Here is a 21,372-nt window from a genome sequence, read left to right on the forward strand (position 1 = left end):
TTGTTAACACGATTAAAATCAACGAACACCGCAGCGTTAGCCTAAATCAAACATAGTGTTTAGTTTTGTTAATTTTTCTTTCTGTTTATTTATGATTGGGTTTGCCGAGCGCTGAACTTGTCATGACTGTACAGATTTGTTAATGTCGGTTTTTCTTGAATTTAATGTTTTTTTAAGGGTTAGAGTGACTGTAGCCTTAACTACAGATTATAAATTATATCACAAAATTTAATAATTCTTAAGATTTATAAAGTTTAATTATCAAACAATACAGCAGATTTAAATCTTAACTTATTAAATCCTTGGTATAGTTTTCCTAAGAAGCTTGCCACGTGGCAAGTGGAAGTGAGTGACTTCTTGGGAAGAAAATATGTCTTACGCTCAAACAAAGACTCAGACAAAGACTGGGTATCAAGCAGGGGTTAAAGATTATCGCTTAACGTACTACACCCCAGATTACACACCTAAAGATACGGATGTTCTGGCGGCATTCCGCGTCACTCCTCAGCCTGGAGTTCCTCCAGAGGAAGCAGGAGCCGCTGTAGCTGCTGAGTCTTCCACAGGTACATGGACGACAGTATGGACGGACTTGTTAACCGACCTCGATCGCTACAAAGGTCGTTGCTACGATATCGAACCCGTTCCAGGTGAAGACAACCAATATTTTTGCTTTGTTGCTTACCCACTGGATCTGTTTGAGGAAGGCTCTGTCACCAATATGTTAACCTCAATTGTAGGTAACGTATTTGGTTTTAAAGCCCTACGAGCACTGCGTTTAGAAGACTTACGCATACCTGTGGCGTACCTAAAAACCTTCCAAGGGCCGCCGCATGGTATTCAAGTTGAACGCGATAAACTGAACAAGTACGGTCGTCCTTTGCTCGGTTGTACGATCAAGCCAAAACTTGGTCTTTCGGCGAAAAACTACGGTCGTGCAGTCTATGAATGTCTGCGTGGTGGTCTAGACTTTACGAAAGACGATGAAAACATCAACTCACAGCCATTCATGCGCTGGCGCGATCGCTACTTGTTCGTAGCAGAGGCAATTCACAAAGCCCAAGCAGAAACAGGTGAGATTAAAGGTCACTACCTTAATGTTACTGCTCCCACTTGCGAAGAAATGCTGAAGCGGGCAGAGTTTGCTAAAGAACTCGAAATGCCCATTATCATGCATGACTACTTGACTGGGGGTTTTACGGCTAATACGACACTAGCGCGTTGGTGTCGCGACAATGGAATTCTGCTACACATTCATCGTGCAATGCACGCAGTGATTGACCGTCAAAAGAACCATGGCATGCACTTCCGCGTATTAGCAAAATGCTTGCGGATGTCTGGTGGCGACCACTTACACTCCGGAACTGTTGTAGGTAAACTTGAGGGCGAACGCGGCATTACGATGGGCTTCGTTGACCTCATGCGCGAGAACTACGTCGAGCAAGACCGCGATCGCGGAATTTTCTTCACTCAAGACTGGGCTTCGATGCCTGGCGTTATGCCTGTAGCATCTGGCGGTATCCACATTTGGCATATGCCAGCGCTTGTTGAAATCTTCGGCGACGATTCCTGCTTACAATTCGGTGGTGGAACCTTAGGACATCCTTGGGGTAATGCACCTGGTGCGACGGCTAACCGTGTTGCACTAGAAGCTTGTATTCAAGCACGTAACGAAGGTCGTAGCTTAGCACGCGAAGGTAACGACGTCATCCGCGAAGCTGCGAAGTGGTGTCCTGAACTAGCAGTTGCTTGCGAACTCTGGAAAGAAATTAAGTTCGAGTTCGAGGCAGTGGATACACTCTAACAATTTAAGTTTGAGATGGCAGATTTTGAATTTTAGATTAACCTTAAATCTAAATTCCAAATCTAAAATCTTAAATTTCTCCGGCTGGGGTCGAGCATGGATTTAAAACGAATTGCGAAAGACACAGCGAAGACGCTCTCTAGCTACCTGACATATCAGGCAATGAGAACGGTACTAGCTCAGATCAGCGAAACCAATCCGCCACTGGCACTTTGGTTGCATCGCTTTTCCGCGAAAGAAGTCGTTCAAGACGGAGAAGCATATATCCACAAATTGTTTCAAGAAAAGCCTGATTTGGCTTTGCGGATTATGGTTGTCAGAGAACACATTGCGCAAGAAGTCGTAGACTTTCTACCGGAAATGGTTCTTAGTGACATTCAACAAGCAAACATGGAGCATCGCCGTCAACACTTAGAGCGCATTACGCAACTAGAATCTAGCCCCAGCCACGAGCAACAAGCAACTACTGAGTCTAACCTGGATAATTCATCCAGTTAGCAAGCCCACACAGCACTTAGCAATTCGCTAGCTGATAACTTCCCTCCCCTAACGTACATCGACATACGCAAATTCTGAAGATATGCAAACCTTACCCAAAGAGCGTCGCTTTGAAACCCTGTCTTATCTCCCACCTTTAAGTGATGCTCAAATTACGAAGCAAGTCCAGTACATTCTGAATCAAGGCTACATTCCAGCAATTGAGTTCAATGAATCTTCTGAACCAGAAGAGCACTACTGGACACTATGGAAGTTGCCTTTGTTCGGTGCGAGAAGTACCCAAGAAGTGCTTAGTGAAGTCCAAGCTTGTCGTTCAGAGTACAACAACTGTTATATTCGTGTTGTAGGTTTTGACAACGTTAAGCAATGTCAAGTCCTTAGCTTTATCGTACACAAGCCAAATCAAAGCAGCTACGGCGGTAGATACTAAACTTTCTGCGTTTGAGCACCTGGGGAAGCTGTAACTTAAGTTATCTATCCCCTGGAAAAAGAGGTAGAAAACCTGCCTCTTTTTTTGCTGAAAATGAGTAGTTTAGCGTGCTATAAAATTGCATCAAAGAGTAGTGAAAAGAGATTAACTACAGTTATTTATACATAAGAAATTTTAATTAATATAAAAAACAACTTAACATACCTGACCGTGACTACCTACTCTAAATATAGAAAAGTCATAAGCTACTTACGCGATCGCAGTTAATACTAATAAATCAAGCTAGTACAAAACTGAGTAGGGATGCGATCGCAATGGCTAGAAAAAATTAAGATTGTCTTAAATCCTAAATTGGGTACTATTGTGAATTCATGAGTTACTATATTTCCCCCCGCTTTCTCGATAAACTTGCTGTTCATATTACAAAAAACTTTCTCGATCTTCCAGGAGTCCGCGTACCCCTTATTTTAGGTATTCACGGGCGCAAAGGCGAAGGAAAATCATTTCAATGCGAGTTAGTTTTCGAACGCATGGGAATTGAAGTTGTTCACATTTCTGGTGGAGAACTTGAAAGCCCAGACGCAGGCGATCCGGCGCGACTGATTCGTTTGCGTTATCGCGAAGCTGCGGAATTAATTAAAGTGCGCGGTAAAATGACCGCGTTGATGATCAATGACCTTGATGCAGGTGCCGGCAGATTTGACGAAGGAACGCAATATACAGTAAACACGCAATTAGTCAACGCAACGTTGATGAATATTGCTGATAATCCTACTGACGTACAACTTCCTGGTAGCTACGACTCGACACCGTTACACCGCGTTCCCATCATCGTTACAGGTAACGATTTTTCCACGTTATACGCACCACTGATTCGCGAAGGGCGAATGGAAAAGTTTTACTGGGAACCGGATCGCGACGATAAAATCGGTATCGTTGGCGGAATCTTTTCGGAAGATGGTTTGTCTGCGCAAGAAGTTGCGCAACTCGTTGATGCATTTCCAAATCAGGCAATCGACTTTTTTAGTGCTTTGCGATCGCGCGTGTATGACGAACAAATTCGCCGCTTTATCCATGAAACCGGAATCGAGCGCGTATCATTACGTGTCGTTAACAGTACCGAAGGACCGCCCGTATTTCAAAAACCAGATTTTAGTTTAGCTCATCTACTCGAATACGGAAATTTCATGGTTCAAGAACAGCAACGCGTTGAAAGTTCGCGATTAGTTCGCGAATATAACCAAGCGTTGTACTACGCCAACCGTAGCCCATTGAGTGTCGATCGCGGACAGGCGATCGCGCCTGCAATAAATCCAACACCTACTTCTTCCGCACAACAGTCTACTCCAGAATCTCATTCTGAACGTCCTTTAGCTGAAAATACGAAGAAACCTGTCAGCTTTCAGTCAACACGCTACGAGCCTAGTTCGTTGAATCCCCCACGCTACAACGGTTTTAATACTTCAACAAACCGCCATAACGAAGTTCTCACGCGCCGAGTCGGCTTAGAAACATTAGAACAAGTCAAAAACTTGATTGCTCAAGGGTATCATATTGGTATCGAATATGTAGATAAACGACGCTTTAGTACTGGTTCCTGGCAAAGTTGTAGCCCTGCAATTCATGGCGAATCAGAAGCTGTCATCGCTTTAGAAACGTGCTTAGACGAACATACTGGGGACTACGTGCGGATTTTTGGTATAGACCCCAAAAATAAACGTCGAATCATGGAAACAATCGTACAACGACCAGATAATAACTAAGTAGTAATAAGGCGAGCTAATTTTTACAAGCAAAGGGAAAATTAGCGTGGATAGTCCACTGTTTACCGTTATGAAGTAGTAACGTTAAATCAGTTGCCGTAAATTCAAAATATAACTTTTGGTGTTGAAACTGCATCCACGCTGCTTTGAAATTCTGCCGTGTTAAATCGCGAAAGGCAACAGTCATATGTGGAGCAAAAGGACGTGCTTTAGAAACAGGATCGACAATTCCTATCGATTCGCACTGTGCCATTAAACAAGCTTGTACAGATAATAATTCTGGAGATTTGCGGACATTAACGTAAATGACGCGCGGCGAGAAAGCACCAAATCCATCAAGAACAATGGGTACCGACGATCGCTGCTGAGCGAAATTCCCAAGAAGCATTTCTAATTGGCTAACGCGATCCGCATTCCAAAGAAACGGTGGCTGTAGTGTAATATGCGGCGGCGATCGCAACGCACCTCGACTACCATAATGCTCAGCAAAATGCTGCTGAATTTCTCGAACGCGAGTTTGAATATCCAACGGTGGCAATAAAGCAATAAAATAGCGATTGGTTATTTGAGCCAAGGATTCTGATAACCTATGAAAACTTCATTTATGTATTATTGCTGAGGGTTAACATAAATGCCTTGGTTTGTCAAGATTGAAGAAGGCATAGTCGAAAAGCCAGAGTTTGACCTACACGTACCTGCCCACAAAGCTTACGTCAAAGAATTGATTGCTAAAGGACACCAAGCCCGTAGCGGCTATTGGACTCAACGCGGTGGAGGGATGATGGTGTTTCAAGCCGCATCGCTTGAAGAAGCCAAAGCGATCGTCGCCAAAGATCCTTTGATTCAAAATGGCTGTGTACGATACAAGCTCTACGAGTGGCAAGTCGTCGTCGAATAATTAAGTCAATAAATGAAAATTAACGTTAACTGATCGAGCTGGTCATCAGTAACAGGTAATGGGTAGAAAGATTAATCAACTTTCAATTACCTATTACCTGTTATCCAACAAAGAAAAGTATAACCTCACAATCGCGCATCTAAAGTGTTATCCTAGATTTAGACCTGGACCCATGCAATCATGACGCCCAAACCTTGTCAGGACCGGAAGGTAGCAGCAATACGGGATGCTCGCGATCGGCGTGGACTCCGGGTCGCCTTAGTTTAGGGAGCAAATGACTACTATGCCTGGATTTGGAGATGTCGTACAAAGAGCTTTTTATCTCGGCGTTGGGCTAGCTTCTTATGCAGGCGAGAAAGCAGGCGTGAAATTATCAGAATTGCGATCGCAAGCCCAAAAGTTAGCAGAAGAAATGGTCGCACGTGGTGAGATGACGACAGAAGAAGCTAAGCGCTTTGTCGAGGAATTGATGCAGCAGGCACAACAACCATCTGCAAACGAATCTAGTGCTAGCAGTCAAAGTAGAGAACCACGCCGCATCGAAATTTTAACTGACGACGAACCAACACCAGTACAGCAAGACGATCGAGACGTAGAGAAGCTGCGTCAGCAAGTTTTAGGACTGCAAGAAGAATTACAAAGACTTAAACGACAACAATAAAATCTTTCTCACGTGCATGCTTCATTTGTTGCATTAAGTTGCGATTAATAAATAGTTTTGTCTGTCGCTACTGTTTTTGCACTATAGATCGAATAGGGCAATTCCACCTCGATTGATTTAAGTTGCCTAGTGTGTTCCTTCAAGCGCTAATTAAGGACATAGTTAGTTATGGAGAAGTGGCAAAAAGATTTTTTTGAAATGCTAGAAACAGTAGCAGACGAAGTAGAGCGATTTTTTCAAGGAGTTGCAGAGGTCGTTGATTCCGTATTTGAGATTTCTGAAGAAATAACCGAGCAGGTTCACTATACAATTTCTACGGAAATAGACCAGTATTTAAACGATCTAGCCGACCCACTTTTGGAAGTTTATTGGGATTTAGAGGAGTTTGTTGGAGAAGCAGAACATTCTTTTCCTTATGAGGTTGAACCGAGTTTAGAACAAAACGCCGCGTGTATCGGTTGTCGTCACTATCACGGTCAAGTGTACAGTGGAAACTTGTTAGTTTGTGCCATGCATCCGTATGGTTGGGATGATAGCAATTGTCCAGATTGGGAACAGAATTAGGAATTAGCAAAAATTGCGACTCATGAGTAATGAATCAAGTTTAGTGCAAAGTGGTACTGAATCTCTAGCCGATGATAGTGAAACGGCTCAGCAACAGAAGTACGGCGAACGTCATATTGCCGAGGGAAAACTAATTACCTTTCCAAACCCGCGGATTGGGCGTTGGTACAATATTCATATCACTTTGCCAGAATTTACCTGTAAGTGTCCTTTTTCTGGCTATCCTGACTTCGCCACAATTTATATTACTTACGTTCCCAACGAGCGCGTCGTAGAGCTTAAGTCGATTAAACTTTATATCAACAGTTATCGCGATCGCTACATCTCGCATGAAGAATCTATAAACCAAATTTTAGACGACTTTGTTGCTGCGTGCGATCCTTTAGAAGTTCAAATCAAGGGAGATTTTAATCCTCGCGGTAATGTACACACGGCGATCGAAATCAATTATAAACGCGAGCAAACGCCAATCCAAAATAATGTCCTAGCTCGCAAAGAGTCAAGCTTCCAGTAAGGGTAATTGGGTAAAAAGGTTATGTTGCGTCTTGATTAGCGATCGCACCCACAGCATCTTGAACGACAGTCGGCTGTCCTAATTGATCTAACACACCGAAAAACTCTCGCTCAAAAGCAACGTGAGCGCGGTTAGTTTTACCACCAATATATAGTTTACCATCTTTCTGTAACGCCCAAACTTGTGAATGCGAGATGTAACTCATGACAACACCTAACATGAGTAAGCCAAAACCCGAATAAACGAAGGGAATACCTGGATCGGCTTTGATTTGCAACCCTGTACTACCGACAACGTCCTCAATCTTTAGCGTTACACCATTGACCTCAACCGCCATTCCAGGGCGCACAGTATTAATCAACTGCCCAGTCGTGTCATAAAGAAGTAGCATTCCTTGTAAATCTCTAGCAACAAGCGAGACTCCAGCACTTAAATCGGGTTTTGTCGGAATCCAAGTTGCCCATAAGCGTCCTTGACCGTTTGTATTCAACTGTGCCATTGGTAGCTGCAAAATGGGACTTTTATTCAGTCGGATGCGAATCGCTGCAATTCCCCAGTCAGTTTGATAAAAAGTTACACCACGATAGCGTAGCGGTTCGTTGACAAAAATCTTTTTGTGCTTAACTTCTTGTCCTTGGTTATCGATGACAGATAAATCGGAATAAAACTGATCGATACCGCCTGTTGGTGTATAGTCAATCCAAAATCGATTGACTCGTACAGACCAATCTTGAGGAATTTGTGGTGCTGCCCAAGGTCCTGCATCAACTATATTTTGGACTTTAAACGTGTCTCCACTTGCAACCATTTCTTGCGCCATAAAGCCTGTCATCGCACCCCAAATTGCACCTACCAGAATCAAGATCATGCTCGCATGAACGACGATAGGTCCAACGCGCCCTACAAGACCCCGACTTGCATAAAGCGCATCTCCTTCGCGAAAAACTCGATAGCGTTTTTCTAATAGAGGTACTAACTTATCGACTGTGGCGTAACTGAGTTCTGCACTCAACGCAAACTTACGAAACTGCTGCGGCTGTTTGTAAAACTTCCACGTTCGCGAAAACCACTTCAGTGCGGGTAATTGGCGTCTAAATGTACAAGCCGTTAAGCTAGAACCAAATAAAATCAGCAGTGCCAAAAACCACCACGTACGATAAACGCGATCTAGCCCTAACCTTAGCAAGACTTTCCAGCTAAGAAAGCCAAATAATGCAGGATCTTCAGGATAGTTGGCTTGGTAGAAAGCAACCGATTGTCCTTGCTCAATCACAGTACCTGCGATACTAAAAACCGCGATCGCTAACAGCAAAACAATTGCCAAGCGCAAGTCTGTTAGTACAGGTAAAAACTCACGTCGAAAAAAGCGTCGCAGTGATGACCACAAATTTAAATTGGCAGAATTTGAAGACATTGACTTAAATTTAAATACTTCCTACCGGAATGCGCGACAACAGTGAAAAGACGCCAAAACCAACAAGTAATGCTCCACTGACTGGCGTAATCCAGCCTGACCAGCGGCGCAACTCTAACAGTTTTTTGATTGCGACTGTAAAAGTTCCTGCCAAAATTAACGGCACCACATAGCCGACGGTATACGCAAGAAGTAGAGTTGCACCAAGAATCAGATCTTGCGTTGTCGCAACCCAAGCAAGTAACGTTGCCAGGACAGGTGTACTACAAGGCGAAGCAACAACACCGAACGTCAAACCAATCAGATAGGAGCGTATTCCTTGGGGCAAATCTTGCGAAATCCATTCTAAACCACCAAATGATGGTAACTGTAGGGGTAGTGCTTCCAGTAGGTTTAACCCCATCAAAATCGCCACAATACTAACGACAAGGGGTAGCCCGATGCCTACTTGTCCGTAAATTTGTCCTAAGAATGCTGCGATGATTCCTAAAGTTGCTAAAGTAGTTGCCAAACCTAATGCAAACCAAGTAGACATCTGCATCGCGTGCCAGCGGCTTTCGGCTTCATAACCGCCAATATAGCCGACTGTAATCGGCAGCATCGAAAGCATACACGGTGTCAAGCTAGTCAACAAACCAGCCATAAAAATCACACCAATACTCAACCAGCCAAGATGCGTTAACTGGTCAGAGACGAGGGTATTCGCAAATTGTTCTAATTCGTACAACCGAGCTTGCCAAAGTTCGAGCATGGAGCAGATACATTAAAAGGCTGATTCTGCTTCAATCTTAACTTACGTGATGCCTGACTAAAGCTTTTAGCGCGCTTGGCGCTGGTTACGTTCAGGCAAAGCAACAATATTAGCATCTGCGTTTTCTCTAGCAACACGGATCAATAATCCAGCGATCGCCAAGCTGGAAATAACTGAATTACTACCATAGCTAATAAAGGGAAGTGGTAAACCGGTTGTAGGTAAAACTCCAGTAGCAACTCCAATATTCAGCATTGATTGTCCTACTAAAAAAATCATTGCACCAACTGCAACTAATCTGTGGACTGGATGCCAAGCTTTGAGCGCCACAATTAATGCAATTGTTGCGTACATAACTAGCAAAAGCAACAACAAGATACTACCAACAAACCCAAATTCTTCAGCAAAAACTGCGAAAATAAAATCAGTATCTTGAATTGGCAAATAATGTAATTTTTGTTGCGATAGTCCAAATCCTGCTCCCCACGTTCCGCCTGAACCTACTGCCAGTAAACTTTGAATCAACTGGTAACCAGTGTCTGCTGGATCGCTCCATGGGTTTTGAAAAGACGTAATTCGCTTAAGTTGATAGGGATTCTTACTAATACTGACAACTGCCGCTAATATCCCTAATAAAGCTGTTCCTACTAAAGGGAGATAGGGTAAACCGGCTGCGAGTGCTATTAGCCACAATGCCATGCCACAGAGCGCGGTTGTACTTAAGTTAGGTTGGAGAAGAATTCCGACTAAAATCAGTGCAAACACTGCTAACCAAAACAAGCGCGCTTGCCAGCTAATTTTATCCCATTGCCCGAAAAGACGAGCGCTTTGCAAAATCAAGAAAGGCTTGATTAACTCAGATGGTTGAATCAGAATTCCGCCAATTGACAACCAGCGCTTAACGTTTAAAATTTCTTCTCCGATAAACAGCGTTAAAAAAATTAATCCTAAAAGAAGCAATACACTCCAAGGCGTAATACTAAGTACAAAGCGTAGAGATGTATGAACAAGAACGTTAAATACAACTAAACCAATAGCCACTCCTATCAATTGGCGCTTGACAAAATAAAGCCCGTCGTTCTGATCTACAGCGGCAACGGGGTACGATGCAGAAAATAAAATGACTAGCCCGACGAACAACCACAGGAACGTTAACCAACGCAATAGGCGAGCTTCGTTAGCCCATCCAGCTACAGATTTGTCAAAGAAAGGAATGAATTGACGGATCTGCACGGCAGTGAATTTGAGGTTATGACATTAGGAGTATAGCGGCTATTGTGGTTATGCGATCGCCTTGGCTTTAAGAATTATGAATTATCTTCCAATAAAAAAGGAGAGACCCACAAGACCTCTCGCTTAAATCTAAAAATATAAAAGCAATTACAGCAAGCCTGTATTAACTCCTGGCTTTCCTGTTGCTAGTTCTACCTTAACAATCTTGCCACCCATTTTCATAATTCTTTGCTGTTCGCGAAACCAGTTATCGTAAGGAACGAGCTTGGTAAAATAGGTGTTTTGTAATTCCCGCTGTGTTCTAATCCGAGTTTGACTGGGAACACACGCAGTGACCTTAAACATCCGCATTGGTTGAGTTTCTCCTTGATTATTGAATTTGGAAAATTTTTGATTTCAAGCGATTCGAGGGCAACAAACTACCACTGCTACCCTATTTTCCCATGTATTTACGCAATTTTTTAATAATCGAACAATTTTCAGTTAATTGCTCAAAGGCTGGAAGTCAAGCGTCAATACCAAACCTTTAGCACTTATTGCTGCTTTTTAAAGCTTTGAATAAGCGATAAAACAGTCTTAGCACTCACGATCAACTTCCAGACCTCAATTTAAGGAGAAGTACCTTAAAGCTCTAGCTGCTACGCTTATGCGCGCGAGTCATTAGCTTAAGCCAGAACAGATGTAGTCGAAGTAAACACCCATTTCTTTACCGGCATCAGGACCAACTAAGCTAGCAGTGACTTCTTTCATTGCTTGAATAGCTTGTACTGTTGCTCCGATAGGAACGCCTAACGAGTTGTAGGTTTCTTTTAGACCATTGAGTACGCGCTCGTCAAGAATCGAAGGATCGCCAGCAAGCATTGCGTAGGTAGCGTAGCGCAGGTAGTAGTCGAGGTCGCGGATGCAAGCAGCATAGCGACGCGTTGTATACATATTGCCGCCTGGGCGAGTGATATCAGAGTAAAGTAATGATTTTGCTACTGCTTCTTTAACAATTGCTGCCGCATTAGCGCTAATAGTGGTAGCAGCACGTACGCGGAGTTCGCCAGTTTGGAAATAGCCTTTTAGCTTCTCCATTGCCGAGTTGTCCAGGTACTTACCTTGTACGTCTGAAGCATTAATTACTGCTGTAATTGCGTCTTGCATGGTTTTAATTCCTTATTTCCCACCGTGTTGCAATGATTAATTTAAAAGTAGGTTTTCTTACCCTACTGCATAGCACCTACTAAGTAGTCGAAGTAAGAGCCAGCTTCTGAAGCATCTTCAGCAGACATCATCGAAGTAGCAACGTTCTTCATTGCCCGAACGCTTTCAGCAACAGCTTCGATAGGAGTACCGAGCGACTTGTACATTTCGCGGACTCCAACAACACCAATTTCTTCGATTGGAGTAACATCGCCAGCAACAACACCGTAGGTGATCAAGCGCAGGTAATAATCCATGTCGCGCAAGCAAGTTGCTGTCATTTCTTGACCGTAAGCGTTTCCGCCAGGAGAAACAACGTCAGGACGTTTTTGGAATAGTTGATCGCCGGCTTGCTTAACGATACGCTCGCGGTTGTCTGTTAGCGTTTGTGCAATGCGTAAACGACGCTCACCACTTGTAACAAAGGTTTTAATCCGATCTAGCTCGCCAGGGCTGAGGTAGCGAGCTTCGGCATCCGCATTCACGATTGACTTCGTGACGATACTCATTAACCGATTCCTCCAAAAATTAATGAAACCAGGTTTTGTTTTGTTTCTCGTACTTACATTGGCAGTAAGTCCAAGCTGCTAGCTGTTATCTTGAGCAACTCAAGTATGGGATATTGCAATATCCCCGCTGCTAGTAGCAATTTACTCAACTTTTTGGATGCCACTATGCGGAATTCCGCTACATTTGTGTTCCAATTGGGGAGAGTTCCCAGCTTTTCCAAGGTGTTTTTTATAACATCTGCTGCTCGATCTGTTTTGACTTACCAGTGAGTTTACTGCTCTCGTCAAGACATCTACCAGTTACCCGCGTAACCAGAAATACATCAGCTTGCAGACACAGTTACCTTCCGCAAATATTTTGCGGCATTTGGTTCATCTTCTGAGTCACCTGTTAACAGTTTTTAACATTACTTTTCAGTTTTCCTGCGGACAAAAACCTCTAACCCGTCATTTTCTTTTGACCGGTCAGAGGTTGAGTCGAATTATTTACTCAAAATGAGCTTTGCCGAGACTTTAGAGGCGGTTTAAAACCGAAGGAGACAAATCAGACCAAGATTGTTTAACAAGGTCTGCTGCTGCCTTCACGCTACCCAAGTAGTTACCTGCAGGTAAAGACGGATAGCGACGATAGGGAACGACATCTTCGCCAAAGTATTGAGCATACTCAGCACTATCGACCATCGCGTCAACGGCTGCTTTCAAGCCACCATCAGCTAACAGCTTGTTGTATTGACGAATCTCTTGCTGTGTCGCGGGTGCCCGACCCAAGAGATGACGGAATAAAAATTCAATCACCTTAGTATTGGGGTATGGCGTATAGAAGCGCCGTACATAAACCTCTGAACTTGCCAGTGTGCGGACAAATTCGCGTACTGAAATCTCGCCATTTTTGAGCTTGCTATCTAAATCAGGACGCCTTAGACTTGCAGGAACTTGACCGCTGAACAGATCCATAACTTGCGCGTAAATCGCATCAACGACTAGCGCCATTTCTGCAGCGCTGGTACCTTGAGTCGCACGGTAAATGCGTGCGGGTCGGCGACGAGTTGTGCCTACACCAACTTCGACCGATTGCCCGCGACCGTCATTAAACGAACGACCAAGTTCGATAAAGAGCGGACGAGTGCGGTCCATTTGTCGGGCTTTTGCTGCCGCGTCTGCGATCGCCTTTGCAGTCAAAGGCATTTTCGCTGCATCCATTCTTGGCTTGACCGGTTCGAAACTTGGGACAACCAAGTCATCATTTTGCTTCGTCAGCTGATTGTAAAGCTTCTCTGTATTCGGGAAGTTCGCTGCTGGTAGCGTCGGGAAGCGGCGGTATGGCACAGTATCTTCCCCAAACACTTGGAGATACTCCATACTATTAACCATCGCGCTGACAAAGCCACGAATCCCTTGCGAAGCTAGAATCTGGTTATATTTGCGAATTTCTCCCTGGTCTTTCGGCGCACGACCTAAGAAGTGCTTTGTTCCTAGCTCAATGACTTTTGTGTTTGGGTACGGCGTGTAAAACTCTTTGATATAGAGCTTAGAACCACCCAATCCTTCAATAAACTCTTTAACTGTAATTTCACCGTTGCCAAGACGACTTTCTAGTGCTGTAAATTCGTTCTCAGCGATGTACGGTTCAATGTCACGCTCAAAGATTTGACGGTATGCAGCCCGAATAATGGTTTGAACGTCATTTTTATCCGCGTTGCTGCCCAGCTTGAAGACTTTGGTTTGCTCGCGTTGGCGCGAAACACCTTGATTCACGCGGAATTGAATATTAGGTTCCGAGCGAGTCTCGCTAACTGTACCCAATTCGACAAAGCGCGGCACTTCTTCTGTTTCGACTTTGGCACTGACAATATCTTCGGGGATACTACTGACGCGCAGCGATCGCAAAGCAACACCTGCAGGCGTCAAATAACGCTCGTAAGGAACCGTATCTTCACCAAAAGTTTCGCTATACTCTGGACTATCCAAAATGGCGTCGATCAGCGCGTAGAAACCTTTCTTGGCACAAATATCAAAGTATTTGTTTGTTTCTTGTCTGCCGTACGTAGGACGACCCAGCAACCGCCGATGGATGTATTCGATCGCCTTTGTTACATACAAAGGAGTCCAATACAAACTACGGAATAAATCTGATTTGGCTAGCTGACGAATAAATTCGCGAACGCTAATTTCACCGTTTTCTAGCTTGATTTCTGCGACCTTCAGCCGCTGTCCTTCGTAGACATCGCGACCAAACACTTGCAGATACGCAGCGCGAATGACAGCTTGTGTCGAACTTTCTGAGAATTTAACACTTGAACCTGTTGGTGCTCTTCTGCTACCAACGCCAGGTAACTGGTCGAGACGGAAAACTTTCGGTCCAAGACTTCCAGGAAACTCTCCTCGCGCTTTTGGATTGCTGTTTTGATTATTAATTGCGGGTCCTTGGTGAATTAAGATCCGCTTCGTATCTTTACCAAAAGGAGCCGGTCGCGTGCTGGGGTTGCGAGTTTCTTTTGGAAAGATCGCACCGAACTGAATTTCTAACGGATCGTTACCTGAACCGTAGGGATGTTGGTCAGGTAAAGGTTGGTTGTAATCAGCAAACAGCGTAATGAACTGCGGTACTTTGCGGAACGGCGCGCTGTAGTTTAAGAGGTCTTGCTGTGCCCCCCAGTTGCGGCATTCTTGTGCTTCTTGACCGAGACCGCGAATATAAGGAACGGTTTCTTCACCAAAGTAGTCGGAGTATTCTTGAGAGTCTACTAAGGCATCAACTAAAGCTGGTAAACCGCCTTGCGAAATAATCGAGAAGTATTCTTGTAGTTCTTCGCGACTTGATGGACCGCGACCCAAGAAGTGGCGAAAAGCTAATTCAACGACTCGGCTGTTAATAAATGGTTCGTAGAACTGTTTGCGATACAGTGGTGACTTACCCAAGCGGCGAATAAACTCTTTCATTGAGATATCGCCGTTTTTCACTTGAGATTCCAGATAAGAAATTGACTGGCTGTAAGCACGAGTAATATCGCGCTCGAAAATTTGCCTGTAGGCTGCTTTAACAACGTCTTGCTTTTCAGTTGCAGAAAGACCGGGCTTCATGACAAATTTTTGCCGTCTTTCTGCTGCGTTAAAGTAAATTTGTGGTAGCTGTAAGCCTTGCTTATCTGGCGAATTAGTTTGGCGTAGTTTATTTGATGGTGTTGGAGCTTTGAATTCAGTAATTAAGACATCCATGTACTGGGACACAATGTCCGTTGCTTCTTGGTCTCTACGGAAGTAAGAGATTGCAGCTTGCCGCATTTCTTGTAAAGCAACTATTGTCGCTTCTCCAGAACAGGCATTTTCAATAATCTCGCGCAATCCACGCGTATTCACCGCGATAATATTTGGATCGCCAGCCACGATCGCATAAGTCACATAGCGCAAAAACCACGACAAGTCGCGTAGCGACTTTTGCATGTTGCTCGGACCATAGCGCGCCACGTTGATCGGACGAAATCCTGGCGGGGTAGGACCACTCGGCGAAGCACTAAAGAGCGATCGCAGTCCTTCTAAAAATCCACCCCGACTTTCTACGTACGTGATGTTCCCTAATCGCGCGGCATCTTGTGCTGCTTCTTTCGCACCTACCGTTGCCATTTCTGGCTCGCGTGGTTTTTCGAGATACGCCATTGGCGAACCTCCCACAAAGATGCGGTTAGCAGCGCGAGACACAATCAATGCTGAATTCTGGGTCAGAGTTTCAGCAATTTGTAATCGTTTTGTACCCGATGCAAAATAACTGGCTAATTCATTTAGTTCGCCGCGTTCCAAAAAGCGGTCTTGTTGTTCCGCTTGGGAAATTGTGGCGACGGCTAGTGTTTGATATAGTTGCGGGCGTGCAACCGAGCTTCCACCACTTGCTTTAACACTCATTATTATTCCTAAAACTCCCTTGAGATCACAACAGCGATCAATCTAAATTAGAGTACTAGTTTCTGTTGCTTACTATTTTCCCACTAGAATTTCCCACCCAAAATGTTTTTGGTTAAAGAAAGTCAAGCGAGCGTGGTACTACTCCACAAAACTTAATGATGTTCGTTTTTTGCTTGCCGAACCAAGAACGAAGTCGAAACTTGGGCTACTTCTTGCTTTACAACTTACGACCTAAGTCAGTTGTAAAGGAAAACGAGCTTTTAACAGTCAACGATTTACTTGACAAACTTTGCTGTTTATCAACCTCACCTCTGCTTAGACAGGGCGGGAGTTGACTGCGGCTTTTTCTGCTTTATACGTAACTTTATGGAGGTTACGTAGGAGATCATAGTGGATATAGGCAGAGCGCCTGAGAAAAAAGATAAGTTTTGTTACTTTTCACATATGGATCGAGACATCAGTTCTGCCGTGCAGCGGCTATACGACACGTATCCTTTTCCTCCAGAACCGCTTTTAGATAGCCCACCGCCTGGGTATAACTGGCGCTGGAATTGGACGGCAGCATACAATTTTTGTACAGGTCAAAAACCTGACAAGCAAGATATCCGCATTCTTGATGCAGGATGCGGTACAGGAGTAGGCACTGAGTATCTAGTGCACCTCAATCCTAGAGCTGCAGTTGTCGGGATTGATTTAAGTTCCGGCGCATTAGCTGTAGCGCGCGATCGCTGCGCGCGATCTGGTACCGACCGTCGCGTCGAATTTCATCATCTCAGCTTGTATGACGTCGCCCAGCTTTCAGGAGAGTTTGATTTCATTAACTGTGTAGGAGTATTGCACCATCTCGAAGATCCGATTCGAGGTATTCAAGCATTAGCCGCTAAACTCGCTCCTGGCGGTATAATGCACGTTTTTGTTTATGGAGAATTAGGGCGTTGGGAAATTCAGTTAATGCAAAAAGCGATCGCGCTTCTCCAACACCAAGGTGATTACCAAGATGGCGTCTATATCGGACGAAAAATCTTTGCTGCTCTGCCAGACAATAATCGCCTTGTCAAACGCGAAAAAGAACGCTGGTCGCTAGAAAATCAGCGCGATGCAAATTTTGCGGATATGTACGTTCATCCTCAAGAAATTGACTACAATATCGAGACACTTTTTGAATTGATTGACGCTTCGGGTTTGGACTTTTTAGGTTTTTCCAATCCGAGTTATTGGCAATTAGAACGACTCGTAGGAAAAGAGCCAACGCTGATGCAACGTGCAAAAGGTTTAAGCGATCGCGCCCGATATCGATTGATCGAATTGCTAGATCCTGAAGGCGCAACACACTACGAATTCTTTCTAGGGCGTCCTCCCTTACCTAAAGCCGACTGGTCAAACGATGAAACGCTACTTGCCGCTATTCCCGAACGTCATCCATGTATCGAAGGATGGGCAAGCCGTTGTTTATTCAACTACGACTACCAAATTGTGAACTTATCCGAAGCAGAATTTGAATTTCTGCAAGCTTGTGACGCCAATGCCCAACAAAAAACGGTAAGCGAGATTTTGTCTCAAGTCAAGCTAGAGTTAGCTAGCGCGCGATCGCTCTTGAAGTCTGGACTAATTATCTTAAACCCGAGTTAATTGTTTTTTAAGTATTGTTACCGCAACGTGTTATGATTTCAACTGGCTCATTAGAGTCAATTTAATCAACCGTAATGGTTTGCGTTTCCCGTGAACTTGGCAAACAACTCCTCAGAACCCGCACCTTCTCAGGGAGATCTCCCTACTGGTTTTGCTGCGTCAAAACCAAGCAACTCGATGCAAGAGTTTTATCAACTTTCACAAGAGTTGCTACTTTGGACTGTGGCATTGACAGGGATTATCTTTGTCTTTGTCTGGATATTTTATTCCCTCAACATTGCCTTGAACTATCTGATCGGGGCATGTACTGGTGTGGTTTACTTGAGGATGTTAGCAAGAGATGTAGAGCGACTAGGCGGAGAAAAAAAGCAGTTGAGTAAAACTCGGTTAGCTTTACTAATTGGGTTAATTCTACTGGCAAGCCGGTGGAATCAACTGCAAATTTTGCCTATATTTTTAGGTTTTCTCACCTACAAAGCTTCGCTGATCGTCTACGTACTACGGACGACATTTGTCTCTGGCTCTCGCAAAGTCGGGCAATCCTAGAAGAGTCTTATTCTCAAAGCTTGGGGAATCCAGTTGAAGGGAAAATGCTAAATATTTTGCACGTCGTCAACTTCGCTCACCTCGCCGAATTAGAAGTAGGTAAACACCTTTACTGGCAAATTGGCAATCTCAAAGTTCACGGTCAGGTCTTTTTGACCTCATGGTTTGTGATTGCGGTGTTGGTAATTGTGTCATTTGCCGCTACAAGAAATATCAACCGAATCCCCCGCGGGCTACAGAACTTCATGGAGTATGCCCTAGAATTCATTCGGGATTTGGCAAAAAATCAAATCGGGGAAAAAGAGTATCGCCCGTGGGTGCCTTTTGTCGGCACTTTATTCTTGTTCATATTTGTGTCAAATTGGTCAGGTGCGCTTGTTCCTTTCCGGCTGATTCACTTACCCGAAGGCGAACTTGCCGCTCCCACCAGTGACATTAATACCACGGTGGCACTAGCTTTGCTGACATCCTTAGCATATTTCTACGCGGGATTCAGCAAAAAAGGGTTGGGATACTTTGGTAACTACGTGCAGCCTGTACCTTTTATGCTGCCGTTTAAAATTATCGAAGATTTTACCAAGCCCCTCTCCCTGAGCTTCCGATTGTTTGGTAACATCCTCGCGGATGAATTAGTCGTGGGAGTGCTGGTGTTACTCGTACCGCTGTTTGTTCCCTTGCCAGTAATGGCATTAGGTCTATTTACTAGTGCGATTCAGGCGCTGATCTTTGCTACGCTTGCCGCAGCTTACATCGGAGAAGCGATGGAAGACCACGGGCATGGTGAAGAACACGGGGAACACGCATAAACCGAAGGACTAAGGAATGGAGATTAGAGACACCTAATAACCAAACCTAGCAATTGAGAGCAAGTCCAAAAATTCTTTTGTAAATTCAGTTTTGTCAAGGTAAGGAAAATATCATGGATCCATTGATTTCTGCTGCTTCAGTTCTAGCTGCTGCTCTTGCTGTCGGGTTAGCTGCTATTGGTCCTGGAATTGGTCAAGGAAATGCAGCAGGTCAGGCTGTAGAAGGAATTGCACGTCAACCAGAAGCAGAAGGCAAAATTCGCGGTACGCTGCTGCTGAGCTTGGCATTCATGGAAGCGTTGACGATTTACGGTCTGGTTGTTGCCCTTGTATTATTATTTGCTAACCCATTCTCGTAAGCGAGTATTTGTCAAGTGTAGAGGCGTTTTTGACGAGCGTCTCTACATTATTTCGCTCATTACTTAAATACAACTCCTGCTCAACGAACTATCGCCCCTTAGAATGACATCAAAGGGGTATGAGACTATGACACATTCAATAATCTTACTCGCAGCAGAAACAGCAGGTAGAGAAGGCGGGCTATTTGATATCGACGCTACCCTGCCTTTGATGGCCATACAGTTTCTATTTTTGGTTTTGATTCTGAACGTGACTTTTTACAAGCCACTGAGCAAAGCAATTGACGAGCGGGACGAGTATATCCGTAAAAATCAATTGGATGCGCGAGAGCGCTTGTCAAAAGCTGAGCAACTAGCTGCACAATACGAGCAAGAACTCGCAACAGCCCGCCGACAGTCGCAACAAATCATCGCCGATGCTCAAGCAGAAGCTGAGAAAGTTGCCGCCGAAAAAATAGCAGCGGCACAACGCGAAGCACAAGCCCAGCGAGAACAAGCGGCTCAAGAGATCGAACAGCAAAAGCAAGAAGCCCTAGCATCGCTAGAGCAACAAGTTGACGCTTTGAGTCAACAAATTATGGAAAAACTGCTAGGGACGCAGCTTGTAAGTCAGCGTTAGTTGGAAACCAGATAAAAATTAGAGTAGAAGCTTGATGCCACGATTGGGATAGGCAATCATTTCATTAAGACAAACTCAAGCAGCGCAGATGTGGACGGGTACAATGGAAACTTTTTTATTGTTGATGGCAGAAGCCAGCGCTGTGAATGCTGAATTGGCAGAAGGGAATCACGGTTTTGGGTTGAATTTCAATATTCTAGAAACAAACCTAATTAACCTGGCGATCATTATCGGCGTGCTGTTTTTCTTTGGGCGGAAAGTAGTCGGAAAAACGCTCAGCGATCGCCGCGAACGCATTGAAACCGCAATTGTCAGCGCGCAAAAGCGTGCAGCCGATGCCAAAGCAGCACTAGAAGAACAACAACAAAAGCTGGCTCAGGCACAAGCGGAAGCCGAAAAAATCCGCAAGAATGCCCAAGAAAACGCCAGAATTGCTAGAGAAAAAATCTTGGCAACCGCAGCAACTGATATTGAACGCATGAAAGAAACCGCAAGTCAAGACTTGAATGCGGAACGCGATCGCGCGATCGCCCAGTTGCGTCAACGAGTAGTCGCAATGGCACTGGAAAAAGTCGAATCCCAGTTAAAAACTGGTGTAGACAGTGAAACGCAGCAAAAGTTAATTGACCGCAGTATCGCGCTGTTGGGAGGTCGTTTATGAAAGGTGGCGCCACAACCCAAATCGTTGAGCCATATGCTCAGGCGCTCATGTCGGTTGCCCGTAAAAACAATTTGACTGAACAATTTGGTAACGACATACGCGCTTTACTCAACATTTTAGAGAATTCTGAGCAACTGCGTAACTTCTTAGCAAATCCATTTGTGAGAGCTGAGGATAAAAAAGCCGTATTGCAGCGCGTAGTTGGTGAAGAAATCAACCCGTATTTACGGAACTTCCTCATGCTGCTAGTAGACCGCAAAAGAATTCTTTTGTTAGAAGACATTTGCCAGCAGTTTTTGGCAATTCTCCGACAGTTAAATCAAACAGTTCTAGCCGAAGTGACTTCCGCAGTAGAGTTGACGGAAGAACAGCAACAAGCCGTTCGCGAGAAAGTCATTGCTATGACGAACGCGCGTGAAGTCGAATTGAACATCAAAATCGATCCTGATTTGATTGGTGGTGTCATCATTAAAGTAGGCTCTCAAGTCTTTGATGCGAGTATCCGCGGTCAACTACGTCGCCTTTCCCTACGTCTGAGCGGTAGTGCCTAAAAAAGGAGTTAGGGACTAGAGTCTGACTCTTAAGCCGCAACTCCTAACTCATATTCATAACCTCGACATTCCTCAATACCCAA

Annotated in this window: 23 protein-coding genes and 1 other RNA gene; 16 read left to right on the forward strand and 8 right to left on the reverse strand. The window is 44.4% G+C overall.

Annotation, left to right across the window (positions count from 1 at the left end):
• Nucleotides 1-370 precede the first annotated feature (370 nt).
• The 4 genes from B1A85_RS03250 to B1A85_RS03265 all read left to right on the forward strand — a co-directional run bounded on the left by B1A85_RS03250 (nucleotide 371) and on the right by B1A85_RS03265 (nucleotide 4,492).
• Entirely contained in the window at nucleotides 371-1,801 is a 1,431-nt protein-coding gene (locus B1A85_RS03250) for a form I ribulose bisphosphate carboxylase large subunit (RefSeq protein WP_104545466.1), read from the forward strand.
• 96 nt (nucleotides 1,802-1,897) lie between these two features.
• Entirely contained in the window at nucleotides 1,898-2,299 is a 402-nt protein-coding gene (locus tag B1A85_RS03255) for a chaperonin family protein RbcX (RefSeq protein ID WP_104545467.1), read from the forward strand.
• A gap of 82 nt (nucleotides 2,300-2,381) precedes the next feature.
• Nucleotides 2,382-2,729 (forward strand): ribulose bisphosphate carboxylase small subunit, encoded by a 348-nt coding sequence (locus B1A85_RS03260; protein ID WP_104545468.1) that lies wholly within the window; start codon nucleotides 2,382-2,384, stop codon nucleotides 2,727-2,729.
• 371 nt (nucleotides 2,730-3,100) lie between these two features.
• On the forward strand, nucleotides 3,101-4,492 hold the full coding sequence (locus tag B1A85_RS03265) for a ribulose bisphosphate carboxylase small subunit (protein WP_104545469.1): 1,392 nt from the start codon (nucleotides 3,101-3,103) through the stop codon (nucleotides 4,490-4,492).
• Nucleotides 4,493-4,508: 16 nt separating this feature from the next.
• Here the strand turns inward: B1A85_RS03265 and B1A85_RS03270 are convergent, their stop codons facing one another.
• Complete coding sequence (locus B1A85_RS03270; protein ID WP_104545470.1) at nucleotides 4,509-5,066, reverse strand: 2'-5' RNA ligase family protein; 558 nt, start codon at nucleotides 5,064-5,066, stop codon at nucleotides 4,509-4,511.
• Nucleotides 5,067-5,123: 57 nt separating this feature from the next.
• On the opposite strand from B1A85_RS03270, the gene B1A85_RS03275 reads away from it, so the two are divergent.
• From B1A85_RS03275 to queF, 5 genes are all read left to right on the forward strand, one after another.
• On the forward strand, nucleotides 5,124-5,390 hold the full coding sequence (locus B1A85_RS03275; RefSeq protein WP_104545471.1) for a YciI family protein: 267 nt from the start codon (nucleotides 5,124-5,126) through the stop codon (nucleotides 5,388-5,390).
• Between the two features lie 161 nt (nucleotides 5,391-5,551).
• Nucleotides 5,552-5,648: signal recognition particle sRNA small type (gene ffs / locus B1A85_RS03280), an RNA gene on the forward strand.
• A 25-nt stretch (nucleotides 5,649-5,673) separates the two neighbouring features.
• Nucleotides 5,674-6,051, forward strand: a complete 378-nt coding sequence (locus B1A85_RS03285; protein ID WP_104545472.1) for a phasin family protein — start codon at nucleotides 5,674-5,676, stop codon at nucleotides 6,049-6,051.
• 168 nt (nucleotides 6,052-6,219) lie between these two features.
• Entirely contained in the window at nucleotides 6,220-6,615 is a 396-nt protein-coding gene (locus B1A85_RS03290) for a hypothetical protein (RefSeq protein WP_104545473.1), read from the forward strand.
• Nucleotides 6,616-6,637: 22 nt separating this feature from the next.
• Nucleotides 6,638-7,129 carry a preQ(1) synthase gene (gene queF, locus B1A85_RS03295; protein ID WP_104545474.1) on the forward strand — a complete coding sequence of 164 codons (492 nt, stop codon included), beginning with the start codon at nucleotides 6,638-6,640 and terminating at the stop codon, nucleotides 7,127-7,129.
• 19 nt (nucleotides 7,130-7,148) lie between these two features.
• Here the strand turns inward: queF and B1A85_RS03300 are convergent, their stop codons facing one another.
• From B1A85_RS03300 to B1A85_RS03330, 7 genes are all read right to left on the reverse strand, one after another.
• Nucleotides 7,149-8,543: a cytochrome c biogenesis protein gene (locus B1A85_RS03300; RefSeq protein WP_104545475.1), complete on the reverse strand. Its 1,395-nt coding sequence runs from the start codon at nucleotides 8,541-8,543 to the stop codon at nucleotides 7,149-7,151.
• 10 nt (nucleotides 8,544-8,553) lie between these two features.
• The gene (locus tag B1A85_RS03305; RefSeq protein ID WP_104545476.1) at nucleotides 8,554-9,294 is read right to left on the reverse strand and encodes a cytochrome c biogenesis protein CcdA; all 741 of its coding nucleotides are present in this window, start codon (nucleotides 9,292-9,294) and stop codon (nucleotides 8,554-8,556) included.
• 66 nt (nucleotides 9,295-9,360) lie between these two features.
• Complete coding sequence (locus B1A85_RS03310; protein ID WP_104545477.1) at nucleotides 9,361-10,527, reverse strand: FtsW/RodA/SpoVE family cell cycle protein; 1,167 nt, start codon at nucleotides 10,525-10,527, stop codon at nucleotides 9,361-9,363.
• 147 nt (nucleotides 10,528-10,674) lie between these two features.
• Complete coding sequence (locus B1A85_RS03315) at nucleotides 10,675-10,878, reverse strand: phycobilisome linker polypeptide (protein WP_015187504.1); 204 nt, start codon at nucleotides 10,876-10,878, stop codon at nucleotides 10,675-10,677.
• A gap of 309 nt (nucleotides 10,879-11,187) precedes the next feature.
• On the reverse strand, nucleotides 11,188-11,673 hold the full coding sequence (gene apcB / locus B1A85_RS03320) for an allophycocyanin subunit beta (RefSeq protein WP_104545478.1): 486 nt from the start codon (nucleotides 11,671-11,673) through the stop codon (nucleotides 11,188-11,190).
• A 62-nt stretch (nucleotides 11,674-11,735) separates the two neighbouring features.
• The gene (gene apcA, locus B1A85_RS03325) at nucleotides 11,736-12,221 is read right to left on the reverse strand and encodes an allophycocyanin subunit alpha (protein ID WP_104545479.1); all 486 of its coding nucleotides are present in this window, start codon (nucleotides 12,219-12,221) and stop codon (nucleotides 11,736-11,738) included.
• Between the two features lie 513 nt (nucleotides 12,222-12,734).
• Nucleotides 12,735-16,118 carry a phycobilisome rod-core linker polypeptide gene (locus B1A85_RS03330; RefSeq protein WP_104545480.1) on the reverse strand — a complete coding sequence of 1,128 codons (3,384 nt, stop codon included), beginning with the start codon at nucleotides 16,116-16,118 and terminating at the stop codon, nucleotides 12,735-12,737.
• A 444-nt stretch (nucleotides 16,119-16,562) separates the two neighbouring features.
• Between B1A85_RS03330 and B1A85_RS03335 the strand changes: the two genes are divergently transcribed.
• From B1A85_RS03335 to atpH, 7 genes are all read left to right on the forward strand, one after another.
• Nucleotides 16,563-17,747 (forward strand): bifunctional 2-polyprenyl-6-hydroxyphenol methylase/3-demethylubiquinol 3-O-methyltransferase UbiG, encoded by a 1,185-nt coding sequence (locus tag B1A85_RS03335; protein ID WP_104545481.1) that lies wholly within the window; start codon nucleotides 16,563-16,565, stop codon nucleotides 17,745-17,747.
• Between the two features lie 90 nt (nucleotides 17,748-17,837).
• Nucleotides 17,838-18,293 (forward strand): ATP synthase subunit I, encoded by a 456-nt coding sequence (locus B1A85_RS03340; RefSeq protein WP_104545482.1) that lies wholly within the window; start codon nucleotides 17,838-17,840, stop codon nucleotides 18,291-18,293.
• Nucleotides 18,294-18,337: 44 nt separating this feature from the next.
• On the forward strand, nucleotides 18,338-19,099 hold the full coding sequence (atpB, locus tag B1A85_RS03345) for a F0F1 ATP synthase subunit A (RefSeq protein WP_104545483.1): 762 nt from the start codon (nucleotides 18,338-18,340) through the stop codon (nucleotides 19,097-19,099).
• A 113-nt stretch (nucleotides 19,100-19,212) separates the two neighbouring features.
• Nucleotides 19,213-19,458, forward strand: a complete 246-nt coding sequence (gene atpE, locus B1A85_RS03350; RefSeq protein ID WP_015187511.1) for an ATP synthase F0 subunit C — start codon at nucleotides 19,213-19,215, stop codon at nucleotides 19,456-19,458.
• A gap of 127 nt (nucleotides 19,459-19,585) precedes the next feature.
• Nucleotides 19,586-20,077: a F0F1 ATP synthase subunit B' gene (locus B1A85_RS03355; protein ID WP_104545484.1), complete on the forward strand. Its 492-nt coding sequence runs from the start codon at nucleotides 19,586-19,588 to the stop codon at nucleotides 20,075-20,077.
• Between the two features lie 103 nt (nucleotides 20,078-20,180).
• The gene (locus tag B1A85_RS03360) at nucleotides 20,181-20,738 is read left to right on the forward strand and encodes a F0F1 ATP synthase subunit B (RefSeq protein ID WP_104545485.1); all 558 of its coding nucleotides are present in this window, start codon (nucleotides 20,181-20,183) and stop codon (nucleotides 20,736-20,738) included.
• A complete protein-coding gene (gene atpH / locus B1A85_RS03365) occupies nucleotides 20,735-21,289 on the forward strand; it encodes an ATP synthase F1 subunit delta (protein ID WP_104545486.1) in 555 nt (184 codons plus the stop codon). Before B1A85_RS03360 ends, atpH begins: the two co-directional genes overlap by 4 nt.
• Nucleotides 21,290-21,372 lie beyond the last annotated feature (83 nt).

Source organism: Chroococcidiopsis sp. TS-821 (assembly GCF_002939305.1).
Taxonomy (GTDB): domain Bacteria; phylum Cyanobacteriota; class Cyanobacteriia; order Cyanobacteriales; family Chroococcidiopsidaceae; genus Chroogloeocystis.

What these genes read in the sequence shown, in the direction of transcription:
- B1A85_RS03250 (WP_104545466.1), top strand. Translation starts at nt 371, where the DNA reads ATGTCTTACGCTCAAACAAAGACTCAGACAAAGACTGGGTATCAAGCA.
- B1A85_RS03255 (WP_104545467.1), top strand. Translation starts at nt 1,898, where the DNA reads ATGGATTTAAAACGAATTGCGAAAGACACAGCGAAGACGCTCTCTAGC.
- B1A85_RS03260 (WP_104545468.1), top strand. Translation starts at nt 2,382, where the DNA reads ATGCAAACCTTACCCAAAGAGCGTCGCTTTGAAACCCTGTCTTATCTC.
- B1A85_RS03265 (WP_104545469.1), top strand. Translation starts at nt 3,101, where the DNA reads ATGAGTTACTATATTTCCCCCCGCTTTCTCGATAAACTTGCTGTTCAT.
- B1A85_RS03275 (WP_104545471.1), top strand. Translation starts at nt 5,124, where the DNA reads ATGCCTTGGTTTGTCAAGATTGAAGAAGGCATAGTCGAAAAGCCAGAG.
- B1A85_RS03285 (WP_104545472.1), top strand. Translation starts at nt 5,674, where the DNA reads ATGCCTGGATTTGGAGATGTCGTACAAAGAGCTTTTTATCTCGGCGTT.
- B1A85_RS03290 (WP_104545473.1), top strand. Translation starts at nt 6,220, where the DNA reads ATGGAGAAGTGGCAAAAAGATTTTTTTGAAATGCTAGAAACAGTAGCA.
- queF (WP_104545474.1), top strand. Translation starts at nt 6,638, where the DNA reads ATGAGTAATGAATCAAGTTTAGTGCAAAGTGGTACTGAATCTCTAGCC.
- B1A85_RS03300 (WP_104545475.1), bottom strand. Translation starts at nt 8,543, where the DNA reads ATGTCTTCAAATTCTGCCAATTTAAATTTGTGGTCATCACTGCGACGC.
- B1A85_RS03305 (WP_104545476.1), bottom strand. Translation starts at nt 9,294, where the DNA reads ATGCTCGAACTTTGGCAAGCTCGGTTGTACGAATTAGAACAATTTGCG.
- B1A85_RS03315 (WP_015187504.1), bottom strand. Translation starts at nt 10,878, where the DNA reads ATGCGGATGTTTAAGGTCACTGCGTGTGTTCCCAGTCAAACTCGGATT.
- apcB (WP_104545478.1), bottom strand. Translation starts at nt 11,673, where the DNA reads ATGCAAGACGCAATTACAGCAGTAATTAATGCTTCAGACGTACAAGGT.
- apcA (WP_104545479.1), bottom strand. Translation starts at nt 12,221, where the DNA reads ATGAGTATCGTCACGAAGTCAATCGTGAATGCGGATGCCGAAGCTCGC.
- B1A85_RS03330 (WP_104545480.1), bottom strand. Translation starts at nt 16,118, where the DNA reads ATGAGTGTTAAAGCAAGTGGTGGAAGCTCGGTTGCACGCCCGCAACTA.
- B1A85_RS03335 (WP_104545481.1), top strand. Translation starts at nt 16,563, where the DNA reads ATGGATCGAGACATCAGTTCTGCCGTGCAGCGGCTATACGACACGTAT.
- atpB (WP_104545483.1), top strand. Translation starts at nt 18,338, where the DNA reads ATGCTAAATATTTTGCACGTCGTCAACTTCGCTCACCTCGCCGAATTA.
- atpE (WP_015187511.1), top strand. Translation starts at nt 19,213, where the DNA reads ATGGATCCATTGATTTCTGCTGCTTCAGTTCTAGCTGCTGCTCTTGCT.
- B1A85_RS03355 (WP_104545484.1), top strand. Translation starts at nt 19,586, where the DNA reads ATGACACATTCAATAATCTTACTCGCAGCAGAAACAGCAGGTAGAGAA.
- B1A85_RS03360 (WP_104545485.1), top strand. Translation starts at nt 20,181, where the DNA reads ATGGAAACTTTTTTATTGTTGATGGCAGAAGCCAGCGCTGTGAATGCT.
- atpH (WP_104545486.1), top strand. Translation starts at nt 20,735, where the DNA reads ATGAAAGGTGGCGCCACAACCCAAATCGTTGAGCCATATGCTCAGGCG.